Consider the following 25,752-nt stretch of genomic DNA (forward strand, 5'->3'; position numbering starts at 1 on the left):
GATCAGGCCTCGGGGTTTCGAGACGGGCGGCTGTCCGCGCCCTCCTCAACCCCCTCGGGCCACGGTGACCCGGCTCCGCCGGGTCAGCTGCCCTCCGGGAACCAGATGCCGATCTCGCGGACGGCGGACTCGGGCGAGTCCGAGCCGTGCACGAGGTTCTGCTGGACCGCCAGGCCCCAGTCACGGCCCAGGTCGCCGCGGATGGTGCCGGGGGCGGCGACGGTCGGGTCGGTGGTGCCGGCCAGCGAGCGGAAGCCCTCGATGCAGCGCTCGCCCTCGATCACGATCGCGGCGACGGGGCCCGAGAGCATGAACTCCACGAGCGGCTCGTAGAACGGCTTGCCCTCGTGCTCGGCGTAGTGGGCCGCGAGGAGCTCACGGGTGGCGGTGCGCAGCTCGAGGCGGACCAGCGTGTAGCCCTTGGCCTCGATCCGGCGGACGATCTCGCCGGTCAGGCCGCGGCGTACGCCGTCGGGCTTGACCAGGACCAGGGAGCGCTCAGTGGACGTCGTCATGGGCGCCACGCTACCGAGCGCCGAGCGCCCGCGCGCGGTCGGCCACGTCGGCGGGCACCTCGTCCGGCGACCACGCGTCGGCCTCCGGCGCGCCGGCGACCGTCTGCATCGGGATCACGCCGGCCCATCCCCCGGCGTCGACGTCCTCCGGCTCGTCGACCGGGCCACCCGCCCGGCGCTTGACCGAGGCCTCGGCCAGCGGCACCGCGAGCACCGCGGTGGCCGCCAGCTCCTTGCGCGTCGGCGGCCGCAGCGTGGCCGAGCGTCCCGGAACCATGTGGTCGACCACGGCGTCGAGTGCGCGCGCCCGCTCGGCGGGGTCCTCGACGACGCGGCAGCGGCCGATGACGACGGCCGAGCGGTAGTTCATCGAGTGGTGGAACCCCGAGCGGGCCGCGACCAGGCCGTCGAGGTGGGTGGCGGTCACGCAGACGGTCCGGTCACGGACCGAGGCCAGCCAGCCGGCCGCCACCGAGCCGTGGAGGTAGAGCGAGCCGCCCTCGTCGGGACCGTGGAGATCGACGGCGATCGCAACGGGCAGGACCACCGGGTGCGCCTCGTCGCCCCCACCGACCGTGACGCCCAGGTGCGCGACCAGCGTCTCGCGCAGGACGTCGGCCAGCTCGGCCCGATCGGTCGCCGCGCGCTCGCGGCTGCGGGTCAGCGTGGTGCGGGGCGTGGGAGAGAGCGGCGCAGCGGTGGTCATGAGACGATCCTGACGACCCCAGTGGCCTGTCGACCAGGGCCACTTCCTGATCAGATCGGCAGGCCAGTCGTGGATGTCCTCCCCCTCGCCCTGGATCGTGGCTCCGAGGTGCCCCTCGGGACCCAGGTCAGCGGGGCGATCCGCGACCTGGTCACCAGCGGGCGGCTGCACCGCGGCGACCGGCTGCCCTCCTCCCGCGCCCTGGCCCGCGACGCCGGCGTGGCGCGCTCGGTCGTCGAGCAGGCCTACGCCCAGCTCGTCGCCGAGGGCTGGCTCGAGGGCCGCCACGGCTCCGGGACGTACGTCGCCGCCGACCGCGCTCCGGGCCCCGTGCGCACCACGGTCCCCTCGCCCGGCCCGACACCGGGCAGGTCGCTCGTCCGGCTCGACGCGGGCACCCCCTGGATCGACCCGCGCCACTCCGACGCCTGGCGCCGAGCGTGGCGCGAGGTCGGCCACGCCCCCGGCCCCCGCGGCTACGACGACCCGCGCGGCATGCCCGTGCTGCGCGAGGCGCTGGCCGAGCGGCTCACCCGCACCCGGGGCCTGGCCGTCGACGCCGACGACGTGCGGGTCACCGCCGGGACCACCGACGGGCTGCGGCACCTGCTGGCGGGGCTGCCCCCGGGTCCGGTCCTGGTCGACGACCCCGGCTACCGCGCCGCTGTCGAGACGATCCGCGCGAGCGGGCGCGACGTCGTCGACCACCCCGCGGGCTCGCCGGTGCACCACCTGACGGGGTCGGCGGCGGCGTACTCCACCCCGGCGCACCAGCACCCCCTCGGCCCACCGATGTCCGGCCCCGACCGACTCTCGCTGCTCGACGCCGCGCGGCGCGCGGGGGCGGTGGTCGTGGAGGACGACTACGACTCGGAGTTCCGCTACGACGTCGCGCCGATCCCCGCGCTCGCGAGCCTGGACCGCGACGTCGTGGCCTACCTCGGCACCGCGTCGAAGGCGGTGGCGCCGAGCCTGCGCCTGGGCTGGATGGTCGTGCCGCCGGGCGTGCGCGAGGCCGTCGACCGGCACCGGTCGCTCACGCACGACACCGCGTCCTGGCCGGTCCAGCGGGCCTTCTGGGCGCTGCTGCGCGACGGGTACGTCGACCGGCTGGTCCGCTCGGCGCGGCGCACCTACGCCCGTCGTGCCGCCCGCGTGGCCGACGCCCTGGGGCCGTGGCTGGAGGGGACCCCGGCCGGGATGTACGCCACCGTGCTGCTCCCGCCCGACCTCGCCGTCACGGCCCACGAGCGGGCCCGCGCCGGCGGCTTCGACGTGCCGCTGCTCTCGGACTACACCCGCACCTCGGACCTCACCGGCCTGGTCGTCGGGTTCGGCGGCTGCACCGACGACGAGCTCGACCGTGCCCTCGACCTGCTCGTCTCGGCCGTCCGCGGGCGACCCGTCCCGGTGCGTGCCGAGCCGGCGTATTGATACGCCGGCTCGGCGTGGGCTCAGTCGGTGGCGGGGTCGGGGGCCGAGGAGTCCTCGAGGGCGGCGTAGGCGGCGGCGCGCTCGCGATCGATCTTGCGACCGAGCAGGTCCGCGGTGGCCCAGAGCAGGCCGAAGACCGCGCCCAGGAAGAACATCATCGTCACCAGGACACCCAGGCCGATCGCGACGCCCTGCAGGACCCAGCCCGCCCGGTAGGCGCCCTCGCTGCGCAGCGCGCCGGCCAGCAGCAGCGCGACGAGCGCGGGGCCCAGCCCGACGGCGAGACCGACCGGGACCGACACGTCGGTGAGGGTGAGCAGCACGGGCGTGGACAGCCCGAGCGTGATCGCCTCCAGGGAGAGGATCGCGGCGCACATGCCGCGACGGGGCGAGCGGTTCACGGGCGCGCCCCCGTCCCCGGCTGACGGCGGTTGCGGGTGAGCAGGGTGCGCGCCTCGCCGGCCGTGACCACCGAGCCGGTGACCAGGACTGCCCCGGCACCGATGCTGGCCGAGACCGACTCGCCGGCCTCCGCCAGCGTCGCGGCTGCCTCGATGGCGTCGGCCAGGCGCGGCACCACGGTGACCCGCTCCTCGCCGAACACGTCGATGGCGGTCTCCGCCAGCGTCTCGGCGCGCATCGCGCGGTCGGTCGAGCACTGCGTGACCACCACGTGCGCCAGGACCGGCTCGAGGGCCACGAGCAGGCCCTCGGCGTCCTTGTCGGCCATCACGCCGAGCACCCCCACGAGCGGGTCGAAGGTGAAGGAGTCCTCCAGCGCGGCAGCGGCGGCCGCGGCTCCGTGGGGGTTGTGGGCGGCGTCGAGGATCACCGTGGGGCTGCGGCGCACGATCTCGAGGCGGGCCGGCGAGGTGACGTCGGCGAAGGCGGCGGCCACCAGCTCGCCGTCCAGCGGCTCGCTGCCACCCACGAGCGACTCCACCGTCGCGAGCGCGATCGCGGCGTTCTGGGCCTGATGGGCCCCGTAGAGCGGCAGGAACACGTCCTCGTAGCGGCCGCGCAGCCCCTCGAGGGTCACGATCTGCCCGCCCACGGCGGGGTTGCGGGCGGAGACACCGAAGTCGACGCCCTCGCGGAGAAGGGTGGCGCCGACCTCGGCGACGCGCGCCACCAACACGGCGTCGACGCCGGGGTCCTGGGCCGCGGACACCACGACCGAGCCGGCCTTGATGATCCCGGACTTCTCCGAGGCGATCGCCTCCGGCGTACCCCCGAGGTACTTGGCGTGGTCCACCGCGATGGGCAGCACCACGGCGACGTCGGCGTCGATGACGTTGGTGGCGTCCCACGAGCCGCCCATGCCGACCTCGACCACCGCGACGTCGACCGGCGCGTCGGCGAACGCGGCGTACGCCATGCCCACGACGGTCTCGAAGAACGACAGCGGGTGCGGCTGGTCGTCGTCGACCATGTGGGTGTAGGGCGCGATGTCGTTGAAGGCGCGCACGAACGCCTCGTCGTCCAGCGGCTCGCCGTCGACGCTGATCCGCTCGTTCATCCGCTCCACGTGCGGGCTGGTGAAGCGACCCGTGCGCAGCTCGAGCGCGCGCAGCAGCGCATCCACCATGCGGGAGGTGGAGGTCTTGCCGTTGGTGCCGGTGAGGTGGACCGCGCGGTAGGCGCGCTGGGGCTCCCCGAGCAGCTCGGTGAACGCGCGGATGCGGTCCAGCGACGGCTCGAGGCGGGTCTCGGGCCAGCGCGAGAGAAGGGCGTCCTCCACCTCGGCCATCGACTTGGCGAGACGGGGGGACGACGGGCTGGTCACGGGAGGCTCACTCATGGCGGACCCAGTCTAGGTTCGGGCCCACCACACCCCCGATTCCTGAAACGTGTTCTACATCGTGCCGGCGGGCCCTAGATTGCTGGCATGCAGACGACGGTGGCGCTGGTCGAGGCGCCGGGCAAGGACTTCCAGCTGGTCGACGTGGAGCTCGACGACCCCCGCGAGGGCGAGGTGCTCGTGCGGATCGTGGCCGCCGGCCTGTGCCACACCGACATCACGATGCGCTCGTTCCTGCCCGCCGAGATGTTCCCCAACGTCTTCGGTCACGAGGGCACCGGCGTCGTGGAGCAGGTCGGCCCCGGCGTCGAGAACGTCGCGGTCGGCGACCACGTGGTGCTCTCCTTCAACTCCTGCCAGGCGTGCTCCCCCTGCCAGGAGGGCATCCCGGCCTACTGCGAGCAGACGCTGCTGCTCAACTACTTCGGCATGCGGCTGGACGGCTCCACCACGATGAGCCGCGACGGGGCGACCGTCTTCGGCTCCTTCTTCGGCCAGTCCAGCTTCTCCCAGCACGCGCTCGTGGGCGCCGAGTGCTGCGTCGTGGTCGACCCCGAGCTCGACCTGACCCGCCTGGCCCCCTTCGGCTGCGGCTACCAGACCGGCGTCGGCACGGTCCTCAACGTGCTCCAGCCCGGCGCCGACGACTCCCTGGTCGTGTACGGCGCGGGCGCGGTCGGCCTGGCCGCGGTGGCCGCCGCCGTGGCAGCCGGGACGGGCACCGTGGTCGCGGTGGACCTCCAGGCCTCCCGCCTCGCCGAGGCCGAGCGCCTCGGCGCCACCACCCTCGACGCCTCCGCCACCGAGGACGTCGTCGCGGCGGTGCGCGAGCTGACCGGGGGCGGCTCGTCCTACGCGATCGACACCACCGCGGTCCCCGCCGTGGTCAAGCAGGGCCTGCAGGGGCTGCGCAGCCGCGGCACGCTGGTCGCGCTGGGACTGGGCGCCGACGAGTACCCCGTCGACGCCACGGACCTGCTCCAGGGCGGCAAGCGGCTGATGAGCAGCCTGGAGGGCGACTCCGACCCCCGCGAGATGGTGCCGCGGATGATCCAGATGCGGGCCGAGGGCACGCTCGACCTCGACCCGCTCGTGACGACCTACCCCTTCAGCGAGATCAACACCGCGGTGGCCGACGTGCTGGCCGGGAAGGTCGTCAAGCCGGTCCTGGTGTGGTGAGCGCACCCGCCTCCACGAGCTCCATCCGCACCATCTCGGTCTGCGGCTCGTAGCCGATCCGCGCGTACACCCCGTTGCTGACCGGGTTGTCGACGTCGGTGAACAGGCACGCCCGGTCACCGGCCGCCAGGATCCGATCGGTCACCTCGGCGACCAGCGCAGCGGCGTACCCGTGCCCGCGGTGCTCGGCCGGCGTGTAGACCGGCCCGATGCGCGACACCCCGAAGGACGTGGCACTGTGCGCGGTCAGGTGCACGACCTCGCCGTCGACCTCCCACAGCCACACCAGCCCGTGACCCACGCGGTCCGCGGCCCACTCCCGGTCCAGGTGCTCGCCCTCCCCCTCGCGCGGCGGGCGCCCGGCCTGCCGGTCGGCCTCGGGCATGAACGCCTGGCACCACGCGGTGACCAGGTCCAGGTCGGCCTCGGTCGCGCGCCGCGACGAGCCGCGTACGCCGGTGGGCGCGACGACCCGGGTCGCCTCCCACAGCCGGTCGTGCTCGAGCACCCGGGCACCACCGCCCCGGGCCTCGGCCAGGACGCCGAGCACCACCTCGACGGACGCGCGGGCGCCGTTGGCGTGGGCGACGTCCTCACCCGTGGCCACGAGGTGACCTCCCAGTGCGCGGGCCGCGTCCTCGGACATCGGCAGCAGGTAGAGCGGGTAGGGCCGGAACGGCGCCGTGCGCATCCCCACGCCCACCACATGATCGCCGTCCAGCACCGCCGCCCACCAGCGCGGGTGCTCCGGCCTTTGCGGGTCATCGACGGCGCGCCCGAGGGTGGTCGACACCACGGTGCTCAGCACCGGGTCCGCGGCCAGGTGCTCGCCGGCGAGCGCCAGGAAGGCGGCCGGGTCCGTGGTCTGCTCGACGCGGTGGGTCATGGGCGGACGGTACGGCGACGCGAGGACATCGACATCCCCATTTCCTCTGGAGTGCGCAGGTCACGGAAAGCGTGTCACCAGCACCCCACTCGGCCAGGCCGGACCCACCTCTGGGCGAACTGGTTTCGGCAGCCACGGGGGCGGCTCATAGGATTCTCCGCATGACCGAGACCCCGCAGCAGGCCACCGAACCGACGAGCACGCCCGAGCGTGCCGTCGTCGTACCGGACAAGCCTGCGCTCGAGGGCCTCGAGGCCGCCTGGTCGCAGCGGTGGAAGGAGCAGGACACCTACGCCTTCGACCGCACCCAGCCGCGCGAGAACGTCTACTCCATCGACACCCCGCCGCCGACCGTGAGCGGCAGCCTGCACGTCGGCCACGTCTTCTCCTACACCCACACCGACCTCGTCGCCCGCTTCCAGCGGATGCGCGGCAAGTCGGTGTTCTACCCGATGGGCTGGGACGACAACGGCCTGCCGACCGAGCGTCGGGTCCAGAACTACTACGGCGTGCGCTGCGACCCCTCGCTGCCCTACGACCCCGACTTCACCCCGCCGGCCAAGCCGGACCCGAAGAAGCAGGTCCCGATCAGCCGACCGAACTTCATCGCGCTGTGCGAGGAGCTCGTCGAGCAGGACGAGCAGGTCTTCGAGCAGCTCTGGCGCACGCTGGGTCTCTCGGTGGACTGGAAGCAGCACTACACGACCATCGGCAAGAAGGCCCAGACCGTCAGCCAGCGCGCGTTCCTGCGCAACTTCGCCCGTGGCGAGGCCTACCTCCAGGAGGCGCCGACCCTCTGGGACGTCACCTTCCAGACCGCCGTGGCCCAGGCCGAGCTCGAGGCGCGCGACTACGCCGGCGCCTACCACCGCGTCGCCTACCACCGCCCTGACGGCACCCCGATCCACATCGAGACGACCCGTCCCGAGCTGATCCCGTCGGTCGTGGCGCTGATCGCCCACCCCGACGACGAGCGCTACCAGCCGCTCTTCGGCACCACGGTCACCTCGCCGGTCTTCGGCGTCGAGGTCCCGGTCGTGGCGCACCCGGCCGCGGAGATGGACAAGGGCGCCGGCATCGCCATGTGCTGCACCTTCGGTGACCTCACCGACGTCACGTGGTGGCGCGAGCTGCAGCTGCCGGTCCGCACGGTCATCGGCCGCGACGGCCGACTCTCCCGCGAGACACCCGAGTGGCTGGCCGCCGCCGACGAGGCCTACCAGCGCCTGGCCGGCAAGACCGTCTTCTCCGCCCGCGAGGAGATGGTCACGATGCTGCGCGAGAGCGGCGACCTCGACGGCGAGCCCAAGCCCACCCAGCGGATGGCCAACTTCTTCGAGAAGGGCGACAAGCCGCTGGAGATCGTCGCGACCCGCCAGTGGTACGTCCGCAACGGCGGCCGCGACGCCGCCCTGCGCGACGAGCTCGTCGAGGAGGGCAACCGGATCACCTGGCTGCCCTCGCACATGCAGCACCGCTACGAGAACTGGGTCAGCGGCCTCAACGGCGACTGGCTGATCTCGCGCCAGCGCTTCTTCGGCATCCCGTTCCCCGTCTGGTACCCCCTCGACGCCGAGGGCGAGCCCGACTACGACCACCCGCTCCTCCCCCGCGAGGAGCAGCTGCCCGTCGATCCCTCGACCGACGCCCCCCAGGGCTACGAGGAGGCCCAGCGCGGCAAGCCGGGCGGCTTCATCGGGGACCCCGACGTGATGGACACCTGGGCCACCTCCTCGCTCACCCCGCAGATCGCGGGCGGCTGGGAGGACGACCCGGACCTCTTCGAGCGGGTCTTCCCGATGGACCTGTGCACCCAGGGCCACGACATCATCCGCACCTGGCTGTTCAGCCGCGTCGTGCGCGCCCACTTCGAGCACGGGCAGGTCCCGTGGAGCCACGCCATGCTCTCGGGCTGGATCCTCGACCCCGACCGCAAGAAGATGTCGAAGTCCAAGGGCAACGTGGTCGTCCCGACCGAGATCCTCGACAAGTTCGGCGCCGACGCCGTGCGCTGGCGTGCCGCGATGGCCCGCCCCGGCCTGGACTCCCCCTTCGACGAGACCCAGATGAAGGTCGGCCGCCGGCTGGCGATGAAGGTGCTCAACGCCTCCAAGTTCGTCCTCGGCAACGTCGGCGCCACGCAGACCAACGCCTTCGAGGTCTCCGAGCCCGTCGACTGCGCCCTGCTGGGCCGGCTGGCGCTGGTGGTTCGCCGGGCCACCGAGGCGTTCGAGGCCTACGACTACACGACCGCCCTGGAGACCACCGAGAAGTTCTTCTGGGAGTTCTGCGACGACTACCTCGAGCTGGTCAAGGAGCGCGCCTACGACGAGGACGGCGGCGCGGCCACCGCGTCGGCCAAGGCCGCCCTCGCCATCGCGCTGGAGGTCCAGCTGCGGCTGCTCGCGCCGTTCCTGCCTTACGTCACCGAGGAGGTCTGGTCGTGGTGGCAGGAGGGCTCCATCCACCGCGCCGCCTGGCCCACCGAGCTCGACCTGGGCTCCGCCGCGGCCGCGGACCCCTCGGTGCTCGACGCCGTGGCCGCCGCCCTCATCGGCATCCGCGGTGCGAAGTCGCAGGCCAAGGTGAGCATGCGCGCGGAGCTGGCCCGGGTCGAGGTCAGCGGCCCCGAGGCCGTGGTGGCGGCCGCGGAGAAGGCCGCCGGCGACCTGCGTCGCAGCGGCCGCATCACCGGCGACCTCGTCTTCACCCCCGGTGAGGGCAGCGAGCTGTCCGTCGACGCCGAGCTGGCCGTCCAGCCCGACTGACGACGTACGTCGCTGGGCGGGCCTGTCGGGTCCGCCCCGTGAGGTCGCCCCCCGAGATCACGGAGTGTTCGGTGCACCTGGTGCACCGAGCACTCCGTGGTCCGACTCAGTGGCGGGAGTGGCCCTTCGACTTGCCGGGGCCCTTCGACTTGCCGTGGCCCTTCGACTTGCCGTGGCCCTTCGACTTGCCGTGGCCCTTCGACTTGCCGGGGCCCTTCGACTTGCCGTGGCCCTTCGACTTGCCGGGGCCCTTCGACTTGCCGTGGCTCAAGCTCTTCCCAGGGCTCGCCGACGCACCGTGGCCCTTGGCCTTGCCGTGGCCCTTGGCCTTGCCGTTGCTCGAGGACGAGCCGGTGCCCGCGCCGTGCGGCGTGCCCTTGCCCTTCCCCTTCGCCTCGCTCTTCCCGTTGCCCTTCGCCTTGCCCTTCCCCTGGGCCTTCGTGTGGCCGCCCTTGCCCTGGGACGCGTCCTTGCGCGGTCCGGTGGCCGCCGGTGCGGACGTCGGCGGTGCCGCAGTGGGCCCGGGCGTCGACGATGCACTCGGGGACGGCTCCGGGGACTCCTCGGGCTCGATCACCGAGCCGGCCTGCACGGCGCGAAGGGAGGGATCGTCGTCGGTGGCGAGGTCGGCGATGGCGCCGTACAGCCAGCGTGGCAACGGGTTCACGAAGCTGCTGACGCTGTCGAAGCGGATGCCGGTCGCGATCACGACCGTGCAGGCCGCAGCGACGAGCAGGAAGGCCAGCATCGGCGGGCGGTGCTGGGGTGAGCGCAGCTCGGAGAGCAGCCGCAACGGCTTCTCGTCCATGCCTGGCACTCCTCCACGTCCCGAGTGTGTGGTGACCAGTGTGGCGCGAACACGCCCGGCGTCGGCAATCGACCGGGCTAGACAGCCCGAGATGACTAGACAGGTAGTCCGTTCGGACTACCTGTCCCAGTGGTGCGCGGAGCGTCGGGTCAGGCCGACTTGCGCTTCTTGGTCTCCGACTCGCGCAGCACCAGCTCGGGAGCGGCCTCGCCGGAGACGACCGCGCCGGAGATGACGACCTTCTCCACGTCGCCGCGGGAGGGCACGTCGTACATCACCTGGAGCAGGACCTCCTCGATGATCGCACGCAACCCGCGCGCACCCGTGCCACGCTCCATCGCCTTGTCGGCGATCGCGTCGATCGCGTCGTCGGTGAAGACCAGCTCCACGCCGTCGAGGTCGAAGAGCTTCTGGTACTGCTTGACCAGCGCGTTGCGGGGCTCGGTGAGGATCTGCACCAGCGCCGGTCGGTCGAGCTTGGAGACGCTCGCGATCAGGGGCAGGCGGCCGATGAACTCGGGGATCAACCCGAACTTGGTGAGGTCCTCGGGGCGCACGAGAGCCAGCAGGTCGGCCTCGCTGCGCTCGGCCTCGCTCTTGACCTCGGCGGTGAACCCCAGCGTCTTCTTGCCGACCCGCTGCTCGATGATGTGCTCGAGACCGGCGAAGGCGCCACCCACCACGAAGAGGATGTTGGTGGTGTCGATCTGGATGAACTCCTGGTGCGGGTGCTTGCGCCCGCCCTGGGGCGGCACCGAGGCGGTGGTGCCCTCGATGATCTTCAGCAGTGCCTGCTGGACGCCCTCACCGGAGACGTCACGGGTGATCGAGGGGTTCTCCGCCTTGCGGGCCACCTTGTCGATCTCGTCGATGTAGATGATGCCGGTCTCGGCCTTCTTGACGTCGTAGTCGGCGGCCTGGATCAGCTTGAGCAGGATGTTCTCGACGTCCTCGCCGACGTAGCCGGCCTCGGTCAGCGCGGTGGCGTCAGCGATGGCGAAGGGCACGTTGAGCATCCGGGCCAGCGTCTGGGCCAGGTAGGTCTTGCCGCAGCCCGTGGGGCCGATGACCAGGATGTTGGACTTCGCGACCTCGACCTGCTCGTCCTTGGAGTGCTTGCCGCTGACCGGCTGCAGCCCCGCCTGGACGCGCTTGTAGTGGTTGTAGACCGCGACGGCCAAGGACTTCTTGGCCTGCTCCTGGCCGATGACGTAGGAGTTGAGGAACTCGAAGATCTCGCGCGGCTTGGGCAGCTCCTCGAGGCTGACCTCGGCGCCCTCGCTGAGCTCCTCCTCGATGATCTCGTTGCACAGGTCGATGCACTCGTCGCAGATGTAGACGCCGGGGCCGGCGATGAGCTTCTTGACCTGCTTCTGGGACTTGCCGCAGAAGGAACACTTCAGCAGGTCACCGCCGTCACCGATCCGTGCCACTGCGGTCATCCTCCCTGTGCGTCCCGGCCAGGTGCGCCGGGTCGTTGGTCTTGCTCTGGTGCTGCTCGGTCGTGGGCCCGTGAGGGCGAGGGTCGTGCTGGAGCGCTCTGCCCGCCCGGGCCGACCATCTGACGGTACCCCCCGCACGCGCTCTGTGGCGCGGATGACACGAGGTCCCGGTCCTCCGATCGGCCCGAGGCTGAGCGTCCTTAGGCCAGCGCCGGGGTCTTGAGGGACTCCAGCACCGAGTCGATCAGGCCGTACTCGACCGCCTGGGTGGCGGTGAGGATCTTGTCGCGCTCGATGTCGCGGCTGACCTCCTCGATCGGGCGGCCGCTGTGGTCGCTGATCATCTTCTCCAGCAGCTCGCGCATCCGGATGATCTCGTTGGCCTGGATCTCGATGTCGGAGGTCTGGCCGAAGGTGCCCTCGGTGTAGGGCTGGTGGATCAGGATCCGGCTGTTCGGAAGACCCATGCGCTTGCCGGGGGTGCCGGCCGCGAGCAGGATCGCCGCGGCCGAGGCGGCCTGGCCCAGGCACACGGTGCGCACGTCGGGCTTGATGAAGTTGATCGTGTCGTAGATCGCGGTCAGCGCGGTGAAGGAACCACCGGGGCTGTTGATGTAGATGCTGATCTCCTGGTCGGGGTTCATCGACTGCAGGCACAGCAGCTGGGCGATCACGGCGTTCGCGACGTCGTCGGAGATCGGCGTCCCGAGGTAGATGATCCGCTCCTCGAAGAGCTTCGCGTAGGGGTCGATACGGCGGATGCCGTAGGACGTCCGCTCCTCCCACTGGGGGATGTAGTAGTTCATCTGGGGCCTCTCGTCACTTGGAGTGGGCCGGGCGGCCCTCGTCGGCGGCCTCGCGGGCGCTGCGGATGACCTGGTCGACCAGGCCGTACTCGAGCGCCTGGTCGGCGGTGAACCAGCGGTCGCGGTCGGCGTCGGCCACGACCTGCTCGATCGGCTGGCCGGTGTGCTCGGCGATCAGGTCCAGCAGCACCTTCTTGATGTGCAGCGACTGCTGGGCCTGGATCTTGATGTCGGAGGCGGAGCCACCCATGCCCGAGGAGGGCTGGTGCATCATGATCCGCGCGTGCGGCAGGGCGTAGCGCTTGCCCTTGGTGCCGGCGCAGAGCAGGAACTGACCCATCGAGGCGGCCAGGCCCATGCCGACCGTGGCCACGTCGTTGGGGATGTAGTTCATCGTGTCGTAGATCGCCATGCCGGCGTCGACCGAGCCACCGGGGCTGTTGATGTGCAGGAAGATGTCGGCCTCGGGGTCCTCCGCCGAGAGCAGCAGCAGCTGGGCGCAGATCGCGTTGGCGTTCTGGTCGCGCACCTCGGAGCCGAGGAACACGATGCGCTCGCGCAGCAGTCGCTGGTAGATGTGGTCGTCGAGGACGCCCAGACCTGCGCCACCACCCATCGTGGGGAGGTGCTCGGCGCTGCGGGCAGCGGATGCGGAGTTCGGGTTCACGTCAAGGACCCTAGCCCGTGCCGGGGACAGTTCCACGGACAATCAGGGCCTGTTCGCCGACAGCGGATTTCGCCCCGCCCCGCCTGCGCCCACCGCTCCCCGTGCGCGGGCGCTCGCCGCCCCCGCAGAGCCTCAGGCCAACCACTGCACGAGCGCCGTGTGCACCTGCGGGTGGTTGAGCAGGCCGAAGTGGTCGGTGCGACCCACGTGCAGCACGTCGGCGTCCGGGAACAGGCTGCGACCACGCCGGTCCCGTCCGTAGGCCGAGCGCGGGCGGACCAGCAGGTCGCCCACCAGGTCGCCGACCGGGTGCCGCTGGGAGTCGGTGAGAGTGGCCGCCACCAGGCGGTAGCGCGCGTGCGGCAGGGGCGGCACGTCCTCGGCCAGCCCCGCTACGAGGTCGTGCACGCCCGCCGAGCGCCAGTCCAGCAGTCGACCGAAGGCCGCGGTCTCCGGGAGCAGCCCGAGCCCGCGGCTGCCGTGGCCGATCCCCCACGCGATCGGCGCGCCGAGGTGCGGGGTCCCCAGGGTGACGACGTCGGTGACCCGCGAGGTCCACGGCTCCGGCGCGTCGGCGGCGACGGCACCGGCGGCACGGATCACCAGCCCCCCGAGGGAGTGGCCCACCAGGGTGATGCGCTCGACCGGCACGGGCCAGGCCTCGACGACCTGCTGGAGCAGGCCGGTGAGGGCAGCGCCGTTCTCGCGCAGCGGCAGGCCGGTGTTGGCCCGCAGCATGACAGGCGTCCACCCGCGCGCCGCCAGGGCCTCGGCGTACGTCGAACCCGTGCGCTCGCGGTGGCGCCGCCAGTACGACTCGTTCTCGCACAACCCGTGGAGGAACACCACGAGCCGGCCGGTCGGCTCGGGGAAGGCCGCCGCGAGGCCGGGCCCGTCCGGCACCACGTCGCGCCCCTCGTGCCGCACCGCCATCGCGATGGCCATCTGCGGGCGCTCACGCAGCAGCCGGTCGCCGATCAGGCCGTTGACCGCCGAGGAGACGAAGCGCCCCTCGCGGGTGTCCTCCAGGCGCGGCCCCACACCCGTGGCCGCGACGCGGTCGAGGCCGGTCGAGGCGAGCCGCAGCCCGCCGCCGAGGCCGGCGTACACCGCCCCCGCGATCCCGCGGTGCACCCGCTCTCCCATCGAGGCGCCCGTGGCCCCGGTGGCGAGCCGGCCCACGCCGTGGATCCGGTCGGTCCAGGCGGTGTGGGTGTCACGGACGGTACGGACGACGAGCTCGTCGGCCACCTCGCAGAGCAGCGAGGCGGCGTCGAGGACGGTGGGGCCGGGTGCGGTGGTCACCCCGGCAGCATAGTCATTCAGTGCACGCTTGTGCACCGAATGGGGTGTGAGGTCTGACTGATGTCCGCTCGACCTGTGGGTGCGCGGTCGAAGGTTCGACCGCGCACGCGAAGGTCTGACCGACATCAGTCAGACCTCACACACCCCCCGCGAAAGCCCACGGCCCGCTCGGAGCAGTCCGGGCGGGCCGTGGGAGGGGTACGGCGGTGGATCAGGCCTCGGCCTTCTCCTCGTCCCCGTCGGTCTCGGTCTCGGCAGCGGCCTCCGCGGGCTCCTCGTCGGAGACGTCGGCGATGGTGCCGTCGGGCTGCAGGCCCTTGAGCTCGACCACGTTGCCCGAGGCGTCCTTGACCACGGCCGACTCCACGATCGTGGCCAGGGCCTTGCCGCGCAGGATCTCCTGCACGAGGTCGGGGATGTGGTTGTGCTCGAACATGTGGTTGGCGAAGGACTGCGGGTCCTGGCCGGACTGCTGGGCGCGACGCACCAGGTGCTGGGAGAGCTCCTGCTGGTCGACGCCGAGCTCCTCCTTCTTGGCGATCTCGTCGAGGAGGAACTGCGCGGCGACGGCGTCGCGGACCCGGCGGTCGAGGTCGGCCTCGAACTCGTCCTGGGTCTGCTCCTCGTCCTCGAGGTACTTGGCCATCGTGATGCCGGCCATCGCGAGCTGCTGCTCGATGTTCTGGCGGCGCGCGTTGAGCTCCTCGGTCACCAGGGTCTCGGGCAGCGGGATGCTGACCTTCTCCAGGAGGGCCTCGAGGACGGCGTCGCGGGCGGCCGCGGCCTGCTCGAGGCGCTTGCCGTTGCCGAGACGGACGCGGACGTCGGCCACGAGCTCCTCGGCGGTGTCGAACTCCGAGGCGAGCTGGGCGAAGTCGTCGTCGAGCTCGGGGAGCTCCTGCTCCTGGACCTGGGAGACCGCGACCTGGACCTCGACGTCCTGGCCGACGAGGTCGCCGCCCACGAGCTGGCTGGAGAAGGTCTTCTCCTCGCCGGCGCTCATGCCGACCAGGGCCTCGTCGAGACCGTCGATCATGCCGCCGCGGCCGACCTGGTAGGAGGTGCCGGTGATCTCGGCGCCCTCGAGCACCTCGCCGTCCTGCATGGCCTTGAGGTCGAGGACGACGAAGTCGCCGTCCGCGGCCGGGCGCTCGACGTCGGTCAGGGTGCCGAAGCGCTGGCGCAGGGCGGTGACCTGCTCCTCGACGTCCTCGTCGCTGATCTCGATGTCGTCGACCGAGGCCTCGAGGCCGTCGTAGGCCGGCAGCTCGATGGTGGGCTTGACGTCCACCTCGGCGGTGAACTCCAGCACGTCGTTGTCCTCGAGGCGGGTCACCTCGACCTCGGGCTGGGCCAGCGGCTCCAGCTCGTTGGCCTGCAGCGCCTCGACGTACTTCTTGGGGAGCACGTCGTTGATGGCCTGGTCCAGGACGGCACCACGGCCGACCTGCTTGTCGATGACCATCGGCGGGACCTTGCCGCGGCGGAAGCCGGGGATGTTGATCTGCTGGGCGATGGCCTTGTACGCCGCGTCGAGGCTCGGCTTGAGCTCCTCGAAGGGCACCTCGACGGTCAGCTTGGCCCGGGTCGGGCTCAAGGTCTCGACGGCGCTCTTCACAGGTTTCTCCTAGGGGATCGGTGGATCGTGCAGGTGCTGCTGGTCTGCTGCTGGCTTGGTGCTGGGCGTGGCTGGGTCGTGCGGGACTCTCAGGTGAGGCTGTCGGGGCGACAGGACTCGAACCTGCGATCTCCTGCTCCCAAAGCAGGCGCGCTAGCCACTACGCTACGCCCCGCCAAGCGGGCACCGCCCGACCGCCGTCGCGACCCTGCGGAGCCCCTTGGAGCGGATGACGGGAATCGAACCCGCGTAGCCAGTTTGGAAGACTGGGGCTCTACCATTGAGCTACATCCGCGACGCTGGAATCCTGCCACAGGCCCGTGTCCGCACCCCAAACGGGGCCGCGCCCCGTCCCCGCGCCACGAGCGCCCGGGAACCGTCCGGCAACCAGCCGGCAGGCACGCTCAGCGGCGGTGGACCACCACGACCGCGCGGTCGTCATCACGCGAGCCGAGCTGCTCCACGAGCCGGGCGGCCGAGCCGACCACGCCGCCGCGCAGCAGCTTCTCGGCCTCGCCGAGCAGCCGGTCCAGGCCCATCTCCAGGTCGCGACGCGGTTCCTCGACCATCCCGTCGGTGTAGAGCAGCAGGGCGTCGCCGTGCTCCAGGCGTCCGCGGGCGGTGATGAACTCGGCGGCCGGCAGCAGCCCGAGGACGGCCCCGGCGGACTGCAGGACCGCCCAGCGACCCGAGCCGGCGGCCCGCAGCGCGGCGGGCGGATGACCCGCGGAGCGGATCTCGTAGTCCCCCGTGTCGAGCAGCAACGAGAGGTGCACCGCGGTGGCGAAGCCCTCCGCCCAGTCCTGGCGCAGCAGGTAGTCGTTGGCCGAGGCCAGGAACATCTCGGGACCCACCGACCCCAGCAGCCCGCCGAAGGCGCCCGAGAGCTGCAGGGCCCGGGTGCCGGCCTCGTCGCCCTTGCCCGAGACGTCGACGACGACCAGCTCGAGACGCACGTCGTCCTCGAGGTAGGTCGCGACCACGAAGTCGCCGGCGAAGCGCGTGCCCGAGGCCGAGCGCAGCTCGGACTCCACGTGCCAGCCCTCGGGCAGCTGCGGCATCCGGCCCTGGCGCAGCAGCCGGTCGCGCAGGTCGACGAACATCGACTCGCCGGTGAAGCCCGCCACACCCAGCCGGGAGCGCCGGAACGCGGTCGCGAGCACGATCACGCACATCACGAACTGCACCGCGGCCGCTCCGGCGGTGCGCACGGTGATCGTCTCCTGGAAGGTCAGGGCCATGGTGAGCATCCCGAGGACCCAGACGACGAACCACGGGAGCTGGCGGGGGTTGAGCACGATGCTGCCCAGCAGCAGCGGGATCATCAGCGAGGAGAACGGCGTGAGGTCGGGTGCCGCCGCGACGCCCGCCACGACCAGGGCCGCGAGCAGTCCGAGCAGCATCACGGTGCGGTGCTCTCGGAACCGCCCCGGTGCGTGGTAGCGGCTCATGTGAGGGTCCTTCGGGTGCGCCTGGCTGGGGTGCGGCTCATCCTAGGGCTCACGACGCCGCCCGGGAGCGGAAGCGCGGTTGGCAGCGGGGGCACCAGAACAGGTTGCGGCCCTGGAGCTCGGCGGTGCGCACGGTCGCCCCGCACACGTGGCAGGGCTGCTGGTGACGGCGGTAGACGTAGACCTCACCGCCGTGGTCGTCGCGGCGCGGCGGCCGCCCCATGGCCTCCGGGGTGTGCTCGGGACGGACCGTGTCGATCCGCCCCGTGCGCACGCCCTCGGCCATCAGGACCACCAGGTCCTCCCACATCGCCCGCCACTGCGAGGCGCGCAGCGTGCGCCCCGGGCGCATCGGGTCCAGCCGGTGCCGGAACAGCACCTCGGCCCGGTAGACGTTGCCCACGCCCGCCAGCACGCTCTGGTCCATCAGCAGGCCCCCGATCGGCGACCGGCTGCGCCGGATCCGCTCCCACGCGAGGTCCGGGTCCGCGTCGGCCCGCAACGGGTCGGGGCCCTGACGCGCGACCACGTCCGCGCGCTCGGCCCCGGTGAGCAGCGCGCACGTCGTGGCGCCGCGCAGGTCGGCGTACGACGCAGCGCCGGGCGCTCCGGCCCCGAGCCGCATCCGGACCTGCCCGACGGGTGCGGGGACCTCCTGCACCGCGGGGTGCACGAGGAAGGTGCCGTAGAGCCCGAGGTGGACGTGCACGAACCGGTCCTCGGGGAAGGCGATGAACACGTGCTTGCCCCAGGCCTCCGCACCGGCCAGGACCGACCCGTCGACCAGCGCCGCAGACTCGGCGAAGCGCCCTTGCGGGCTGGTGACGCGCACCACGCGACCGGCGAAGGTCGCGCTCAGCTCACCGGCGAGCCGGTGGAGGGTGTGCCCCTCGGGCACGGGTCAGGCGTCCGGACCGAGCCCGATCGCGGACTCCGGCAGCGGGGGCAGCTCGCGGGTGCGGTCGTAGTGGTCGAGCTGGCCGATGCGGCGCACGTGCCGCTCGTCGCCGCTGAACGGCTCGGCGAGGAACAGCTCCACGAAACGGGTCATGTCCTCCAGGGAGTGCATGCGACCGCCGACGGAGACCATCTGGGCGTCGTTGTGCTCGCGGGCCAGCTTCGCGGTGTCCTCGCTCCACACCAGGGCGCAGCGGATGCCCTCGACCTTGTTGGCGGCCATCTGCTCACCGTTGCCGGAGCCGCCGATCACGACACCGAGGTCGTCGCCGCCGGCCGCGCGGGCCTTCGCCACGCCCTCGGCGGCGCGCAGGCAGAAGACGGGGTAGTCGTCGAGCGCGTCGTAGACGAAGGGTCCGTGGTCGACCGGCTCGTAGCCGTGCTCGGAGAGCCAGGCGACGAGGTGGTTCTTCAGGTCGAGGCCGGCGTGGTCGGAACCCAGGTGGACGCGCATGGCCCGCATCCTGGCAGAGCCGCGTGCCGGGCCCGGAACCGGCAACGGTGTGACGTGCACCGCCCGAAGGGGTGACCCGTCGGGACCGGGGCGGCTCAGCCCAGGTGGTCGGCCAGGAACCCGGCGACCGCGGTGAGCATCGGCGTCGCCGCGTCGAACTGGTCGGGGTGGCGGTAGAAGCCGTGCACCTGCCCGAGGTACCGGGTGGCGGTCACGGTGACACCGGCCTCGGCCAGCCGCACCGCCAGCAACTCCCCCTCGTCGCGCAGCGGGTCGTGCTCGGCCGTCGTGACCAGGGTGGGCGGCAGCGTGTGCAGCCGCTCGCTGAGCAGCGGGGCGAGGTCGGGGTGGCGCAGGTCGTCGGGCGAGGCGGCGTACTGCTGCCAGTACCAGGCGGCCTCGCGGGGGTCGAAGCCGTCGGCGGCGGTGCGGTAGGAGTCGAAGCCGGCGGTGGGGTCGAGGAAGGGGTAGACCAGCGCGAGCGCCTGCACCCGGCCCGGGTTGCGCAGCGCTGCGACGAGGGCGAGGTTGCCGCCGGCGGAGTCGCCGTGCAGGCCGACCGGACCGGCCAGTCCCTCGTGCTCGGCCTGGTCGGCCAGCCAGGCCAGGACGGTGTCGACGTCGTCGGGCGCGGCCGGGAAGCGGTGCTCGGGCGGTCGGCGGTAGTCGACGCTGAGGACGGCCCGGCCCGAGCGCACCGCGAGCGAGCGCGCGAGGTTGTCGTGGACGTCCACGTCGTGGAAGACGAAGCCGCCCCCGTGCAGGTGCACGACGACACCCGGTGCCGCGCCGTCGGGGCGGTAGAGACGGCAGGGCACTCCCCCGGCGTCGACGTCGCGGACCTCGGCCACGGGGACGCGGGGCTGCGCGGCGGCCTCCGCCCGGGCGGCCAGACGCGACGCCTCGATGTCGAAGCCCTCGTCGAAGACCTTCTGCTCGCCTGCGGCGGCGTCGACCGCCCGGCGGGCCTGGGGGTGCAGCATCCCGCGCCCCTGCTCAGCGCTGCATCAGCGCGTCGAGACCGACACCGATCGCCGCCGCGACCCGGAAGTCGACGCGCTGGTCGGGGACGTCGATCGTGTAGCGGTCGCGCAGCTTGAACTGCCGCTCCGAGCTCATCAGCGGCGTGCCCTCGGCGCCGGTGAAGTCGAAGTGGATGGTGAGGAACGGCAGGTCCATGAAACGGCGCAGGATCGCGACGCCCTGGCTGCGCTCCTGGCCGGTGCCGGCGAAGCCGGGGCCCTCGACGTGGTAGGTCGAGCGCAGCAGGCTGGCCCCGAAGTCCTTGCGGAAGAAACCGATCTGGCGGCGGTTCTCGTCGTAGATGTCGTAGCCGGCGTTGAGGTCGAGCTTCTTGCGCGCCTTGAAGCTGAAGACCGGGCGCTGCTTGGAGTCGTCGGTGTAGAAGGTGACCTCCTCCTTGAAGGCCAGCCGCTTCTGCTGGGCGACCGCCATCAGCGGGCCCTCGCTGCCGTCCGGGTTGGCCGCGACGATCTCGTAGCGGTTGGTCGTCATCGCGAAGCGCTGCTTGATGAAGAAGCGCGGGAGGTACATCTCGGCGGCCATGCGCAGAAACTAGCCGAGGACGCAGCCGGGGGGACGGGCGGCGGTTGCCGAAGCCGAGCACCTGCCCCGGCCCGAGCACGATGCGCCGGATTCGTCGCAGGACAGCACCAGGAGGTGGACGTCGACAAGAGTGTGGCGTTCCGGATCAACCTGGTTGATCCGGAACGCCACACTTCGCTCTCGCGGGCTCACCCCAGGCGGGCGAGCTCCTCCTCGACGACCGACGGGTCGAGCTTGGTGAACACCGGCGTCGGCTTGGCGATCGGGGTGCCGACGACGACGGGGCGCGACTCCCAGCGCGGTGTCGCGGAGTAGTCGCCGGTGATGACGGGGTACGACGTCAGGCCGGCGCCGCTGTCGGGCTCGAGCTCCTCGACCTGCTCGATGACCGGCATCGGGAACAGGTCGCCCTCGCCGCCGAGCACGGCGTGCACCTTGTTGGCGGCGTGCGGCAGGAACGGCGCGAGCAGGGTGTTGCAGTCGCTGACGCACTGCAGCGCCACGTGCAGGACCGTGCCCAGCCGCTCGCGCTGGGAGTCGTCCTTCATCTTGTAGGGCTCGGTGACCGTGAGGTACTTGTTCACCTCGCCGACCACCCGCATCGCCTCGGCGATCGCGGCGCGCAGGCGGTGCCGCTCGATGAGCGAGCCGACGGACTCGAAGCCGCCGCGGACGGTGGCCAGGACCGTCTCGTCGACGTCCTCCAGCGGGCCGGCCGCGGGGACCTCGCCGAAGTTCTTGGCGACCATCGTGGCGGTGCGGTTGACCAGGTTGCCCCAGCCGGCGACGAGCTCGGAGTTGTTGCGGGTGACGAAGTCGGCCCAGGTGAAGGCGGCGTCGGAGGTCTCCGGGCCGGCGGCGCAGATGAAGTAGCGCAGCGGGTCGGGGCCGTAGCGCTCGAGCATGTCGCGGACGTAGATCACGTGGCCGCGGCTGGTGGAGAACTGGGCGTCGCCGAAGGTGAGGAACTCGCTGGAGACGACCTCGGTGGGCAGGTTGAGCACGCCGTACGAGCCGGGCTCGCCGCCGCGCGCACCGGCACCGTTGTGGGCGAGCAGCTCGGCGGGCCAGATCTGGGAGTGGAAGACGATGTTGTCCTTGCCCATGAAGTAGAACGCCTCGGCGTCGGTGTCGTTCCACCACTCGCGCCACTTCTCCGGCTCACCGAGACGACGGGCCCACTCGATCGAGGCCGAGAGGTAGCCGATGACCGCGTCGAACCAGACGTAGAGGCGCTTGTTGGGCTGGTCCTCCCAGCCCGGGACCGGGATGCCCCAGTCGATGTCGCGCGTCATGGCGCGCGGACGGATCTCCTCGAGGATGTTCTGGGAGAACTTGATGACGTTGGGCCGCCAGGTGCCCGAGGCCTCGCGGCCGTCGAGCCACTCCCCCAGCGCGTCGGCGACGGCGGGCAGGTCGAGGAACCAGTGCTGGGTCTCGACGAACTGTGGGGTCTCCCCGTTGATCTTCGAGCGCGGCTCGAGCAGGTCGGTGGGGTCAAGCTGGTTGCCGCAGTTGTCGCACTGGTCGCCGCGCGCGTCGGCGTACTTGCAGATCGGGCAGGTGCCCTCGATGTAGCGGTCGGGCAGGGTGCGGCCCGTGGACGGGCTGATCGCCGACAGCGAGGTCTGCTCGACCATGTAGCCGTTGCGCAGGCAGGTCGAGAACATCTCCTGCACCACGCGGTAGTGGTTGCCGGTGGTGGTGCGGGTGAACAGGTCGTAGGAGAGCCCCAGGCCCTGGAGGTCCTCGACGATGACGCGGTTGCTGTCGTCGGCCAGCTCGCGCGCGGTCTTCCCCTCCTTGTCGGCCGTGACGAGGATCGGGGTGCCGTGCTCGTCGGTGCCGGAGACCATGAGCACGTCGTGGCCCGCCATCCGCATGTACCGGCTGAAGACGTCGGAGGGCACGCCGAAACCGGCCACGTGGCCGATGTGGCGCGGGCCGTTGGCGTACGGCCAGGCGACGGCGGACAGGACTCTGCTCATGACCACGATCCTAGGGATCCCCACGACCGGTTTCCGAGCCGGTGGTCATGGGGCAGGGTCGGGACATGGACCTGCTGCTCGCCGAGGACCTCATGCTCCTGCTCCTCGACGACGAGACGGGAGCGGTGCGACAGACCCACCTGCGCCCGCTGCTGGGCGGCGCGGTGCTCGCCGACCTCGCCCTGGGCGGCGCCGTGGACGTCGAGGAGAAGCGGGGCTTCTGGCACACCGCGCGGGTCCACCCCGTGGCCGGCCGGCGGCCCGCGGACCCGGTCCTGGCTGCGGCGTACGACGAGGTGGCGGCCAAGCCGCGCTCGGCCCAGGACCTCGTCAACCGCATCGGCAAGCCCCTGAAGGACGACCTCACCGAGCGGTTGGTCGAGCGCGGGCTCGTGCGTCGCGAGGAGCACCGGGTGCTCGGCCTCTTCCCGACCACGCGCTGGCCCGCCGAGGACGCCGCCCACGAGCAGGAGGTACGCCGGCGTCTCGGCGACCTCCTGGTGCGCGGCCTCACCCCGGACCCTCGGACGGTGGCCCTGGTGGCACTGCTCTCGGCGGTCGACCTGACGCACAAGGTCGTGGACCGCGAGGGGCTGCCCGGTGCGGAGGTGCGCAAGCGCGGGAAGAAGCTGGTCGAGCAGATGGACGACGGCGAGTGGGCCGCGAAGGCGGTGCGCGACGCGGTCGCCGCGATCACGGCGGCCGCTGCGACCGCTGCGGTGGCCGGCGGCGCGGCCGCCGCCAGCGGCTGAGGCCGGTCCCGACCGCCTCCCGGCTCGCGCCGGGTCGGTTCGGGGCCGGGCCGGCTCAGCTCCAGCGCTTGACGTGGAGGTGCGTGCGTCGGCGGATCTCGGGGAGCTTGGCGTAGAGGCGGTCGCCCGGGCAGGCGGTGTCGTTGGTGTCGCGGTGCCCGTCGATGACCTTCAGCTTCACCCAGCCCTTGGGGTACTTGTCCGAGCCGTGGCTGTAGACGCGGGTGCGCCCTCGCGGCTTGCGGTCGTAGCGGTCGAGCTTCCAGGCGGCCAGCCGGACGACGGCGGTGACGATGCGGTCCACGGCTGCCGCGGACTCGTAGTTGCCGATCACGGCGATGCCGACCGAGGTGTGGTTGAAGCCCAGGGTGTGGGCGCCGCGGATCGGTCGGCTGGGCCCGCCGGCCCGGCCCACCCAGGTCCGGCCGAACCGGTCGACCAGGAAGTTGTAGCCGATGTCGGACCACCCCAGCGAGCGCGTGTGGTAGCGGTAGAACGAGCGGATCAGGGCGGGGACGTCCTGGCGGGAGTAGTCGTTGCCCGAGGCCGTGTGGTGCACGTGGACCTGCTGGATCGTGCGGCACAGGACGGGCTTGCCGTCGCGCCACGACTCGTCGGCGCCCCAGTCCTTGCGGCTGCGCAGGTCCGGCTGCGGGGCACGGACCTTCGCCCTGGTCGTGGGCTCCCCCGTCGGGTCGGTCGGCTCGACCGCCGGGTCCTCGCCCGGGTCAGCCGTGGGCGAGGTCGTGGCACTGGGCTCGTCACTGGGCTCGTCGGTGGGGTCCTCCCCGGGGTCGGCACCGGCGCGGGCAGCTGCCGCGGTGTCCCGACCGGGGTCGACGAGGGAGAGCCGCAGCCCGTCGGGTCTCGCGCCGCCGAGGGAGACCTCCACGCCGTCCGCCGACCCGACCCACAGCGGCTGGGTGCCCCGCCGCGCGGCCCGGCCCTCGGCGGTGCTCGTGTCCGGCCCGTCGGTGAGGAGCGGCAGCGTGCGCCAGGAGGTCCAGGAGCCCGCCTGCCGCGTGCGCACCCGCACCCGGGTCGGGGTCCTCGCCCCGGCGTCCCACGTGAGGCCGACCAGCGCGAACGCCTCGGTGTCCATCGGCCCGGTGCGCCACGTGCTGTCCGAGCCGCGGGCGGCCGAGCGAGGCGCCTCGAGCGGCACCTCGTCGGCGGGCAGTCGCGCTGAGCCGGTCTCGGCGGAGACCCGAGCGGCGAGCGGCACCGTCACAGCAGCACCGAGGGCGGCCGCGCCGCCCAGGAGGCGGCGGCGGTGGACGGGGGGAAGAGCGAGACGCCGAGACATCACCTCCATCATGCGTCACACCGGTCACAGGTGTCGACCGGCGCGGGTGAGTCACCCACCCGGTCGGGTGCGGCAGGGTCGACCCATGCAGCCCACCGTCGTACCCCTCCCGGTCTCGGCCGTCTCCAGTCTCGGTGGCTGGCGCGCCTCACGCCCCGTCCGGCGGCTCGCGGCGGTCCTGCGGCCGTTCTGGGTGGTGCCGGCGACGTGGTGCCTGATGGCGCTGGGGCTGGGCCTGGCGCTCCCCTACGTCGAGCTCACGTGGCTCGTCGACCGGGTGCCGCTGCTGTTCCCAGGAGGTGTCGACGGGGCGCGCAGCGTGCTGTCCACCATCGCCGGCGCGATGATCTCGGTGACCGGCCTGGTCTTCTCGATCACGATGGTGGTGCTGCAGCTGGCCGCCAGCCAGTACTCCCCACGCGTCCTGCGGACCTTCCTGGAGGACCGCCTGACCCAGCACACGCTCGGGGCCTTCGCGGCCTCGTTCGTCTACGCCCTCACCGTGCTGCGCTCGGTCGACGGGACGGTCGAGCGAGCCGCCGAGGGGCAGGACGTCCCGCAGCTGGGCGTCAGCCTGGCCTACGTGCTGGTGCTGGTGGCCGTGGCGATGTTCCTGGCCTTCATCCACCGCATCACCACGTCCGTGGGCGTCGCCAGCATCCTCCAGCGCACCGCCCGGGACTGCCGGGCGCTGCTCGACGAGGGGCAGCACTCGGGCTGGCCCGTCGAGCGGCCGGCGCTGCCCGACCTGCCCGGCCCGCACGTGCTCGTCGCCCCCCGCAGCGGCTACCTCGACCGGATCGACGTCATCCCGCTCGTCCGCGCTGCGCGGGCGCAGGAGGCGCGGGTGGAGGTGCTGGTGCCGCTCGGGGACTTCGTGGTGGAGGGCAGCCCCCTGCTGGCCGTCCACGGCCGACCGGCGCAGGACCCTGAGTCGCTGCTGTGCCGGGTGTCGCTGGTCGCGGACCGCAGCATGGAGCAGGACGTCGGCTACGGCGTACGACGCCTGGTCGACGTGGCCGAGCGCGCGCTCTCGCCCGGGGTCAACGACCCCACCACCGCCGTGCAGGTCCTCGACCAGCTGCACGACCTGCTGCGGCGGATGCTGACCGCGCCGGGCACCTGGCCGGTGCGGCTGGACGAGGAGGGCGTGCCGCGGCTGGTGCTGCGCTCACCCGCCACCGACGAGGCGGTCCGCGAGGCCCTCTCCGACATCGCCCACTGGGGCGCCGAGCACCGCAGGGTCCGCGAGCGGGTGGAGCGGGTGCTCGCCGAGCTCCGGGTCTCAGCGCTGCCCGAGCACCGGGCCGCCCTCGACCTCTGAGTCGCCCCGCACGGGTCCA

At 72.3% G+C, this 25,752-nt stretch carries 22 protein-coding genes, 2 tRNA genes and 1 pseudogene; 5 read left to right on the forward strand and 20 right to left on the reverse strand.

All coding sequences use genetic code 11. The features are described 5' to 3' along the window. Positions 1-83 precede the first annotated feature (83 nt). Entirely contained in the window at positions 84-515 is a 432-nt protein-coding gene (ndk, locus tag BKA05_RS12180; protein ID WP_179531664.1) for a nucleoside-diphosphate kinase, read from the reverse strand. 10 nt (positions 516-525) lie between these two features. Continuing rightward, positions 526-1,221 (reverse strand): pyridoxamine 5'-phosphate oxidase family protein, encoded by a 696-nt coding sequence (locus BKA05_RS12185; RefSeq protein WP_179531665.1) that lies wholly within the window; start codon positions 1,219-1,221, stop codon positions 526-528. 69 nt (positions 1,222-1,290) lie between these two features. On the opposite strand from BKA05_RS12185, the gene BKA05_RS12190 reads away from it, so the two are divergent. Further along, positions 1,291-2,655 (forward strand): aminotransferase class I/II-fold pyridoxal phosphate-dependent enzyme, encoded by a 1,365-nt coding sequence (locus tag BKA05_RS12190; protein WP_179531666.1) that lies wholly within the window; start codon positions 1,291-1,293, stop codon positions 2,653-2,655. Positions 2,656-2,675: 20 nt separating this feature from the next. Here BKA05_RS12190 and BKA05_RS12195 read toward each other — a convergent pair whose 3' ends face one another. Both BKA05_RS12195 and BKA05_RS12200 read right to left on the reverse strand, forming a co-directional pair. Next, positions 2,676-3,056, reverse strand: a complete 381-nt coding sequence (locus BKA05_RS12195; protein WP_343045652.1) for a DUF4233 domain-containing protein — start codon at positions 3,054-3,056, stop codon at positions 2,676-2,678. Further along, positions 3,053-4,456 (reverse strand): bifunctional folylpolyglutamate synthase/dihydrofolate synthase, encoded by a 1,404-nt coding sequence (locus BKA05_RS12200; RefSeq protein WP_179531667.1) that lies wholly within the window; start codon positions 4,454-4,456, stop codon positions 3,053-3,055. The genes BKA05_RS12195 and BKA05_RS12200 overlap by 4 nt, the downstream gene beginning before the upstream one ends. An 87-nt stretch (positions 4,457-4,543) precedes the next feature. Between BKA05_RS12200 and BKA05_RS12205 the strand changes: the two genes are divergently transcribed. Then, positions 4,544-5,635, forward strand: a complete 1,092-nt coding sequence (locus BKA05_RS12205) for an NAD(P)-dependent alcohol dehydrogenase (protein WP_179531668.1) — start codon at positions 4,544-4,546, stop codon at positions 5,633-5,635. Here the strand turns inward: BKA05_RS12205 and BKA05_RS12210 are convergent. Next, positions 5,613-6,521 (reverse strand): GNAT family N-acetyltransferase, encoded by a 909-nt coding sequence (locus BKA05_RS12210; RefSeq protein ID WP_179531669.1) that lies wholly within the window; start codon positions 6,519-6,521, stop codon positions 5,613-5,615. The two genes, BKA05_RS12205 and BKA05_RS12210, sit on opposite strands and share 23 nt — an antisense overlap. Before the next feature lie 161 nt (positions 6,522-6,682). On the opposite strand from BKA05_RS12210, the gene valS reads away from it, so the two are divergent. After that, positions 6,683-9,289, forward strand: coding sequence for a valine--tRNA ligase (valS, locus tag BKA05_RS12215; protein ID WP_179531670.1), 2,607 nt, complete (start codon positions 6,683-6,685; stop codon positions 9,287-9,289). A 106-nt stretch (positions 9,290-9,395) separates the two neighbouring features. Here valS and BKA05_RS12220 read toward each other — a convergent pair whose 3' ends face one another. From BKA05_RS12220 to metG, 14 genes and pseudogenes are all read right to left on the reverse strand, one after another. Beyond that, the gene (locus BKA05_RS12220; protein WP_179531671.1) at positions 9,396-10,097 is read right to left on the reverse strand and encodes a hypothetical protein; all 702 of its coding nucleotides are present in this window, start codon (positions 10,095-10,097) and stop codon (positions 9,396-9,398) included. A 149-nt stretch (positions 10,098-10,246) separates the two neighbouring features. Continuing rightward, positions 10,247-11,530, reverse strand: a complete 1,284-nt coding sequence (gene clpX / locus BKA05_RS12225) for an ATP-dependent Clp protease ATP-binding subunit ClpX (RefSeq protein WP_343045653.1) — start codon at positions 11,528-11,530, stop codon at positions 10,247-10,249. Between the two features lie 209 nt (positions 11,531-11,739). Further along, positions 11,740-12,417 (reverse strand): annotated as a pseudogene (locus tag BKA05_RS12230) (ATP-dependent Clp protease proteolytic subunit); the annotation flags it as partial. Beyond that, the gene (locus BKA05_RS12235) at positions 12,359-12,961 is read right to left on the reverse strand and encodes an ATP-dependent Clp protease proteolytic subunit (RefSeq protein WP_179533177.1); all 603 of its coding nucleotides are present in this window, start codon (positions 12,959-12,961) and stop codon (positions 12,359-12,361) included. The gene BKA05_RS12235 and the pseudogene BKA05_RS12230, both read right to left, overlap by 59 nt. A 183-nt stretch (positions 12,962-13,144) precedes the next feature. Then, positions 13,145-14,317: an alpha/beta hydrolase gene (locus BKA05_RS12240; RefSeq protein WP_179531674.1), complete on the reverse strand. Its 1,173-nt coding sequence runs from the start codon at positions 14,315-14,317 to the stop codon at positions 13,145-13,147. Positions 14,318-14,528: 211 nt separating this feature from the next. Continuing rightward, positions 14,529-15,935, reverse strand: a complete 1,407-nt coding sequence (gene tig / locus BKA05_RS12245) for a trigger factor (protein WP_179531675.1) — start codon at positions 15,933-15,935, stop codon at positions 14,529-14,531. A 102-nt stretch (positions 15,936-16,037) separates the two neighbouring features. Next, positions 16,038-16,110: transfer RNA gene (locus tag BKA05_RS12250), tRNA-Pro, on the reverse strand. Between the two features lie 46 nt (positions 16,111-16,156). Beyond that, positions 16,157-16,230 (reverse strand) — tRNA-Gly (locus BKA05_RS12255). A 109-nt stretch (positions 16,231-16,339) separates the two neighbouring features. Further along, entirely contained in the window at positions 16,340-17,386 is a 1,047-nt protein-coding gene (locus BKA05_RS12260; RefSeq protein WP_179531676.1) for a PP2C family protein-serine/threonine phosphatase, read from the reverse strand. A 49-nt stretch (positions 17,387-17,435) separates the two neighbouring features. Next, positions 17,436-18,284: an Fpg/Nei family DNA glycosylase gene (locus tag BKA05_RS12265; protein ID WP_179531677.1), complete on the reverse strand. Its 849-nt coding sequence runs from the start codon at positions 18,282-18,284 to the stop codon at positions 17,436-17,438. Positions 18,285-18,287: 3 nt separating this feature from the next. Further along, entirely contained in the window at positions 18,288-18,797 is a 510-nt protein-coding gene (locus tag BKA05_RS12270; RefSeq protein ID WP_179531678.1) for a ribose-5-phosphate isomerase, read from the reverse strand. Positions 18,798-18,892: 95 nt separating this feature from the next. Continuing rightward, entirely contained in the window at positions 18,893-19,780 is an 888-nt protein-coding gene (locus tag BKA05_RS12275) for an alpha/beta hydrolase (RefSeq protein WP_179531679.1), read from the reverse strand. Positions 19,781-19,793: 13 nt separating this feature from the next. After that, entirely contained in the window at positions 19,794-20,363 is a 570-nt protein-coding gene (locus BKA05_RS12280; protein ID WP_179531680.1) for an LURP-one-related family protein, read from the reverse strand. A gap of 188 nt (positions 20,364-20,551) precedes the next feature. After that, positions 20,552-22,351 carry a methionine--tRNA ligase gene (gene metG / locus BKA05_RS12285; protein WP_179531681.1) on the reverse strand — a complete coding sequence of 600 codons (1,800 nt, stop codon included), beginning with the start codon at positions 22,349-22,351 and terminating at the stop codon, positions 20,552-20,554. Positions 22,352-22,416: 65 nt separating this feature from the next. On the opposite strand from metG, the gene BKA05_RS12290 reads away from it, so the two are divergent. Next, a complete protein-coding gene (locus BKA05_RS12290; protein WP_179531682.1) occupies positions 22,417-23,103 on the forward strand; it encodes a GOLPH3/VPS74 family protein in 687 nt (228 codons plus the stop codon). 55 nt (positions 23,104-23,158) lie between these two features. Here the strand turns inward: BKA05_RS12290 and BKA05_RS12295 are convergent, their stop codons facing one another. Then, positions 23,159-24,409, reverse strand: coding sequence for an N-acetylmuramoyl-L-alanine amidase (locus tag BKA05_RS12295; RefSeq protein ID WP_179531683.1), 1,251 nt, complete (start codon positions 24,407-24,409; stop codon positions 23,159-23,161). 85 nt (positions 24,410-24,494) lie between these two features. On the opposite strand from BKA05_RS12295, the gene BKA05_RS12300 reads away from it, so the two are divergent. Beyond that, the gene (locus tag BKA05_RS12300; RefSeq protein WP_179531684.1) at positions 24,495-25,733 is read left to right on the forward strand and encodes a DUF2254 domain-containing protein; all 1,239 of its coding nucleotides are present in this window, start codon (positions 24,495-24,497) and stop codon (positions 25,731-25,733) included. The last annotated feature ends 19 nt before the right edge of the window (positions 25,734-25,752 follow it).

Source organism: Nocardioides marinus (assembly GCF_013408145.1).
GTDB lineage: Bacteria > Actinomycetota > Actinomycetes > Propionibacteriales > Nocardioidaceae > Nocardioides > Nocardioides marinus.

Coding starts and splice junctions, on each gene's coding strand:
- BKA05_RS12300 (WP_179531684.1), top strand. CDS start 24,495: ATGCAGCCCACCGTCGTACCCCTCCCGGTCTCGGCCGTCTCCAGTCTC.
- BKA05_RS12295 (WP_179531683.1), bottom strand. CDS start 24,409: ATGTCTCGGCGTCTCGCTCTTCCCCCCGTCCACCGCCGCCGCCTCCTG.
- BKA05_RS12235 (WP_179533177.1), bottom strand. CDS start 12,961: ATGGGTGGTGGCGCAGGTCTGGGCGTCCTCGACGACCACATCTACCAG.
- BKA05_RS12275 (WP_179531679.1), bottom strand. CDS start 19,780: ATGCTGCACCCCCAGGCCCGCCGGGCGGTCGACGCCGCCGCAGGCGAG.
- valS (WP_179531670.1), top strand. CDS start 6,683: ATGACCGAGACCCCGCAGCAGGCCACCGAACCGACGAGCACGCCCGAG.
- BKA05_RS12210 (WP_179531669.1), bottom strand. CDS start 6,521: ATGACCCACCGCGTCGAGCAGACCACGGACCCGGCCGCCTTCCTGGCG.
- BKA05_RS12200 (WP_179531667.1), bottom strand. CDS start 4,456: ATGAGTGAGCCTCCCGTGACCAGCCCGTCGTCCCCCCGTCTCGCCAAG.
- BKA05_RS12205 (WP_179531668.1), top strand. CDS start 4,544: ATGCAGACGACGGTGGCGCTGGTCGAGGCGCCGGGCAAGGACTTCCAG.
- BKA05_RS12280 (WP_179531680.1), bottom strand. CDS start 20,363: ATGGCCGCCGAGATGTACCTCCCGCGCTTCTTCATCAAGCAGCGCTTC.
- BKA05_RS12270 (WP_179531678.1), bottom strand. CDS start 18,797: ATGCGCGTCCACCTGGGTTCCGACCACGCCGGCCTCGACCTGAAGAAC.
- ndk (WP_179531664.1), bottom strand. CDS start 515: ATGACGACGTCCACTGAGCGCTCCCTGGTCCTGGTCAAGCCCGACGGC.
- metG (WP_179531681.1), bottom strand. CDS start 22,351: ATGAGCAGAGTCCTGTCCGCCGTCGCCTGGCCGTACGCCAACGGCCCG.
- BKA05_RS12260 (WP_179531676.1), bottom strand. CDS start 17,386: ATGAGCCGCTACCACGCACCGGGGCGGTTCCGAGAGCACCGCACCGTG.
- BKA05_RS12220 (WP_179531671.1), bottom strand. CDS start 10,097: ATGGACGAGAAGCCGTTGCGGCTGCTCTCCGAGCTGCGCTCACCCCAG.
- BKA05_RS12290 (WP_179531682.1), top strand. CDS start 22,417: ATGGACCTGCTGCTCGCCGAGGACCTCATGCTCCTGCTCCTCGACGAC.
- BKA05_RS12185 (WP_179531665.1), bottom strand. CDS start 1,221: ATGACCACCGCTGCGCCGCTCTCTCCCACGCCCCGCACCACGCTGACC.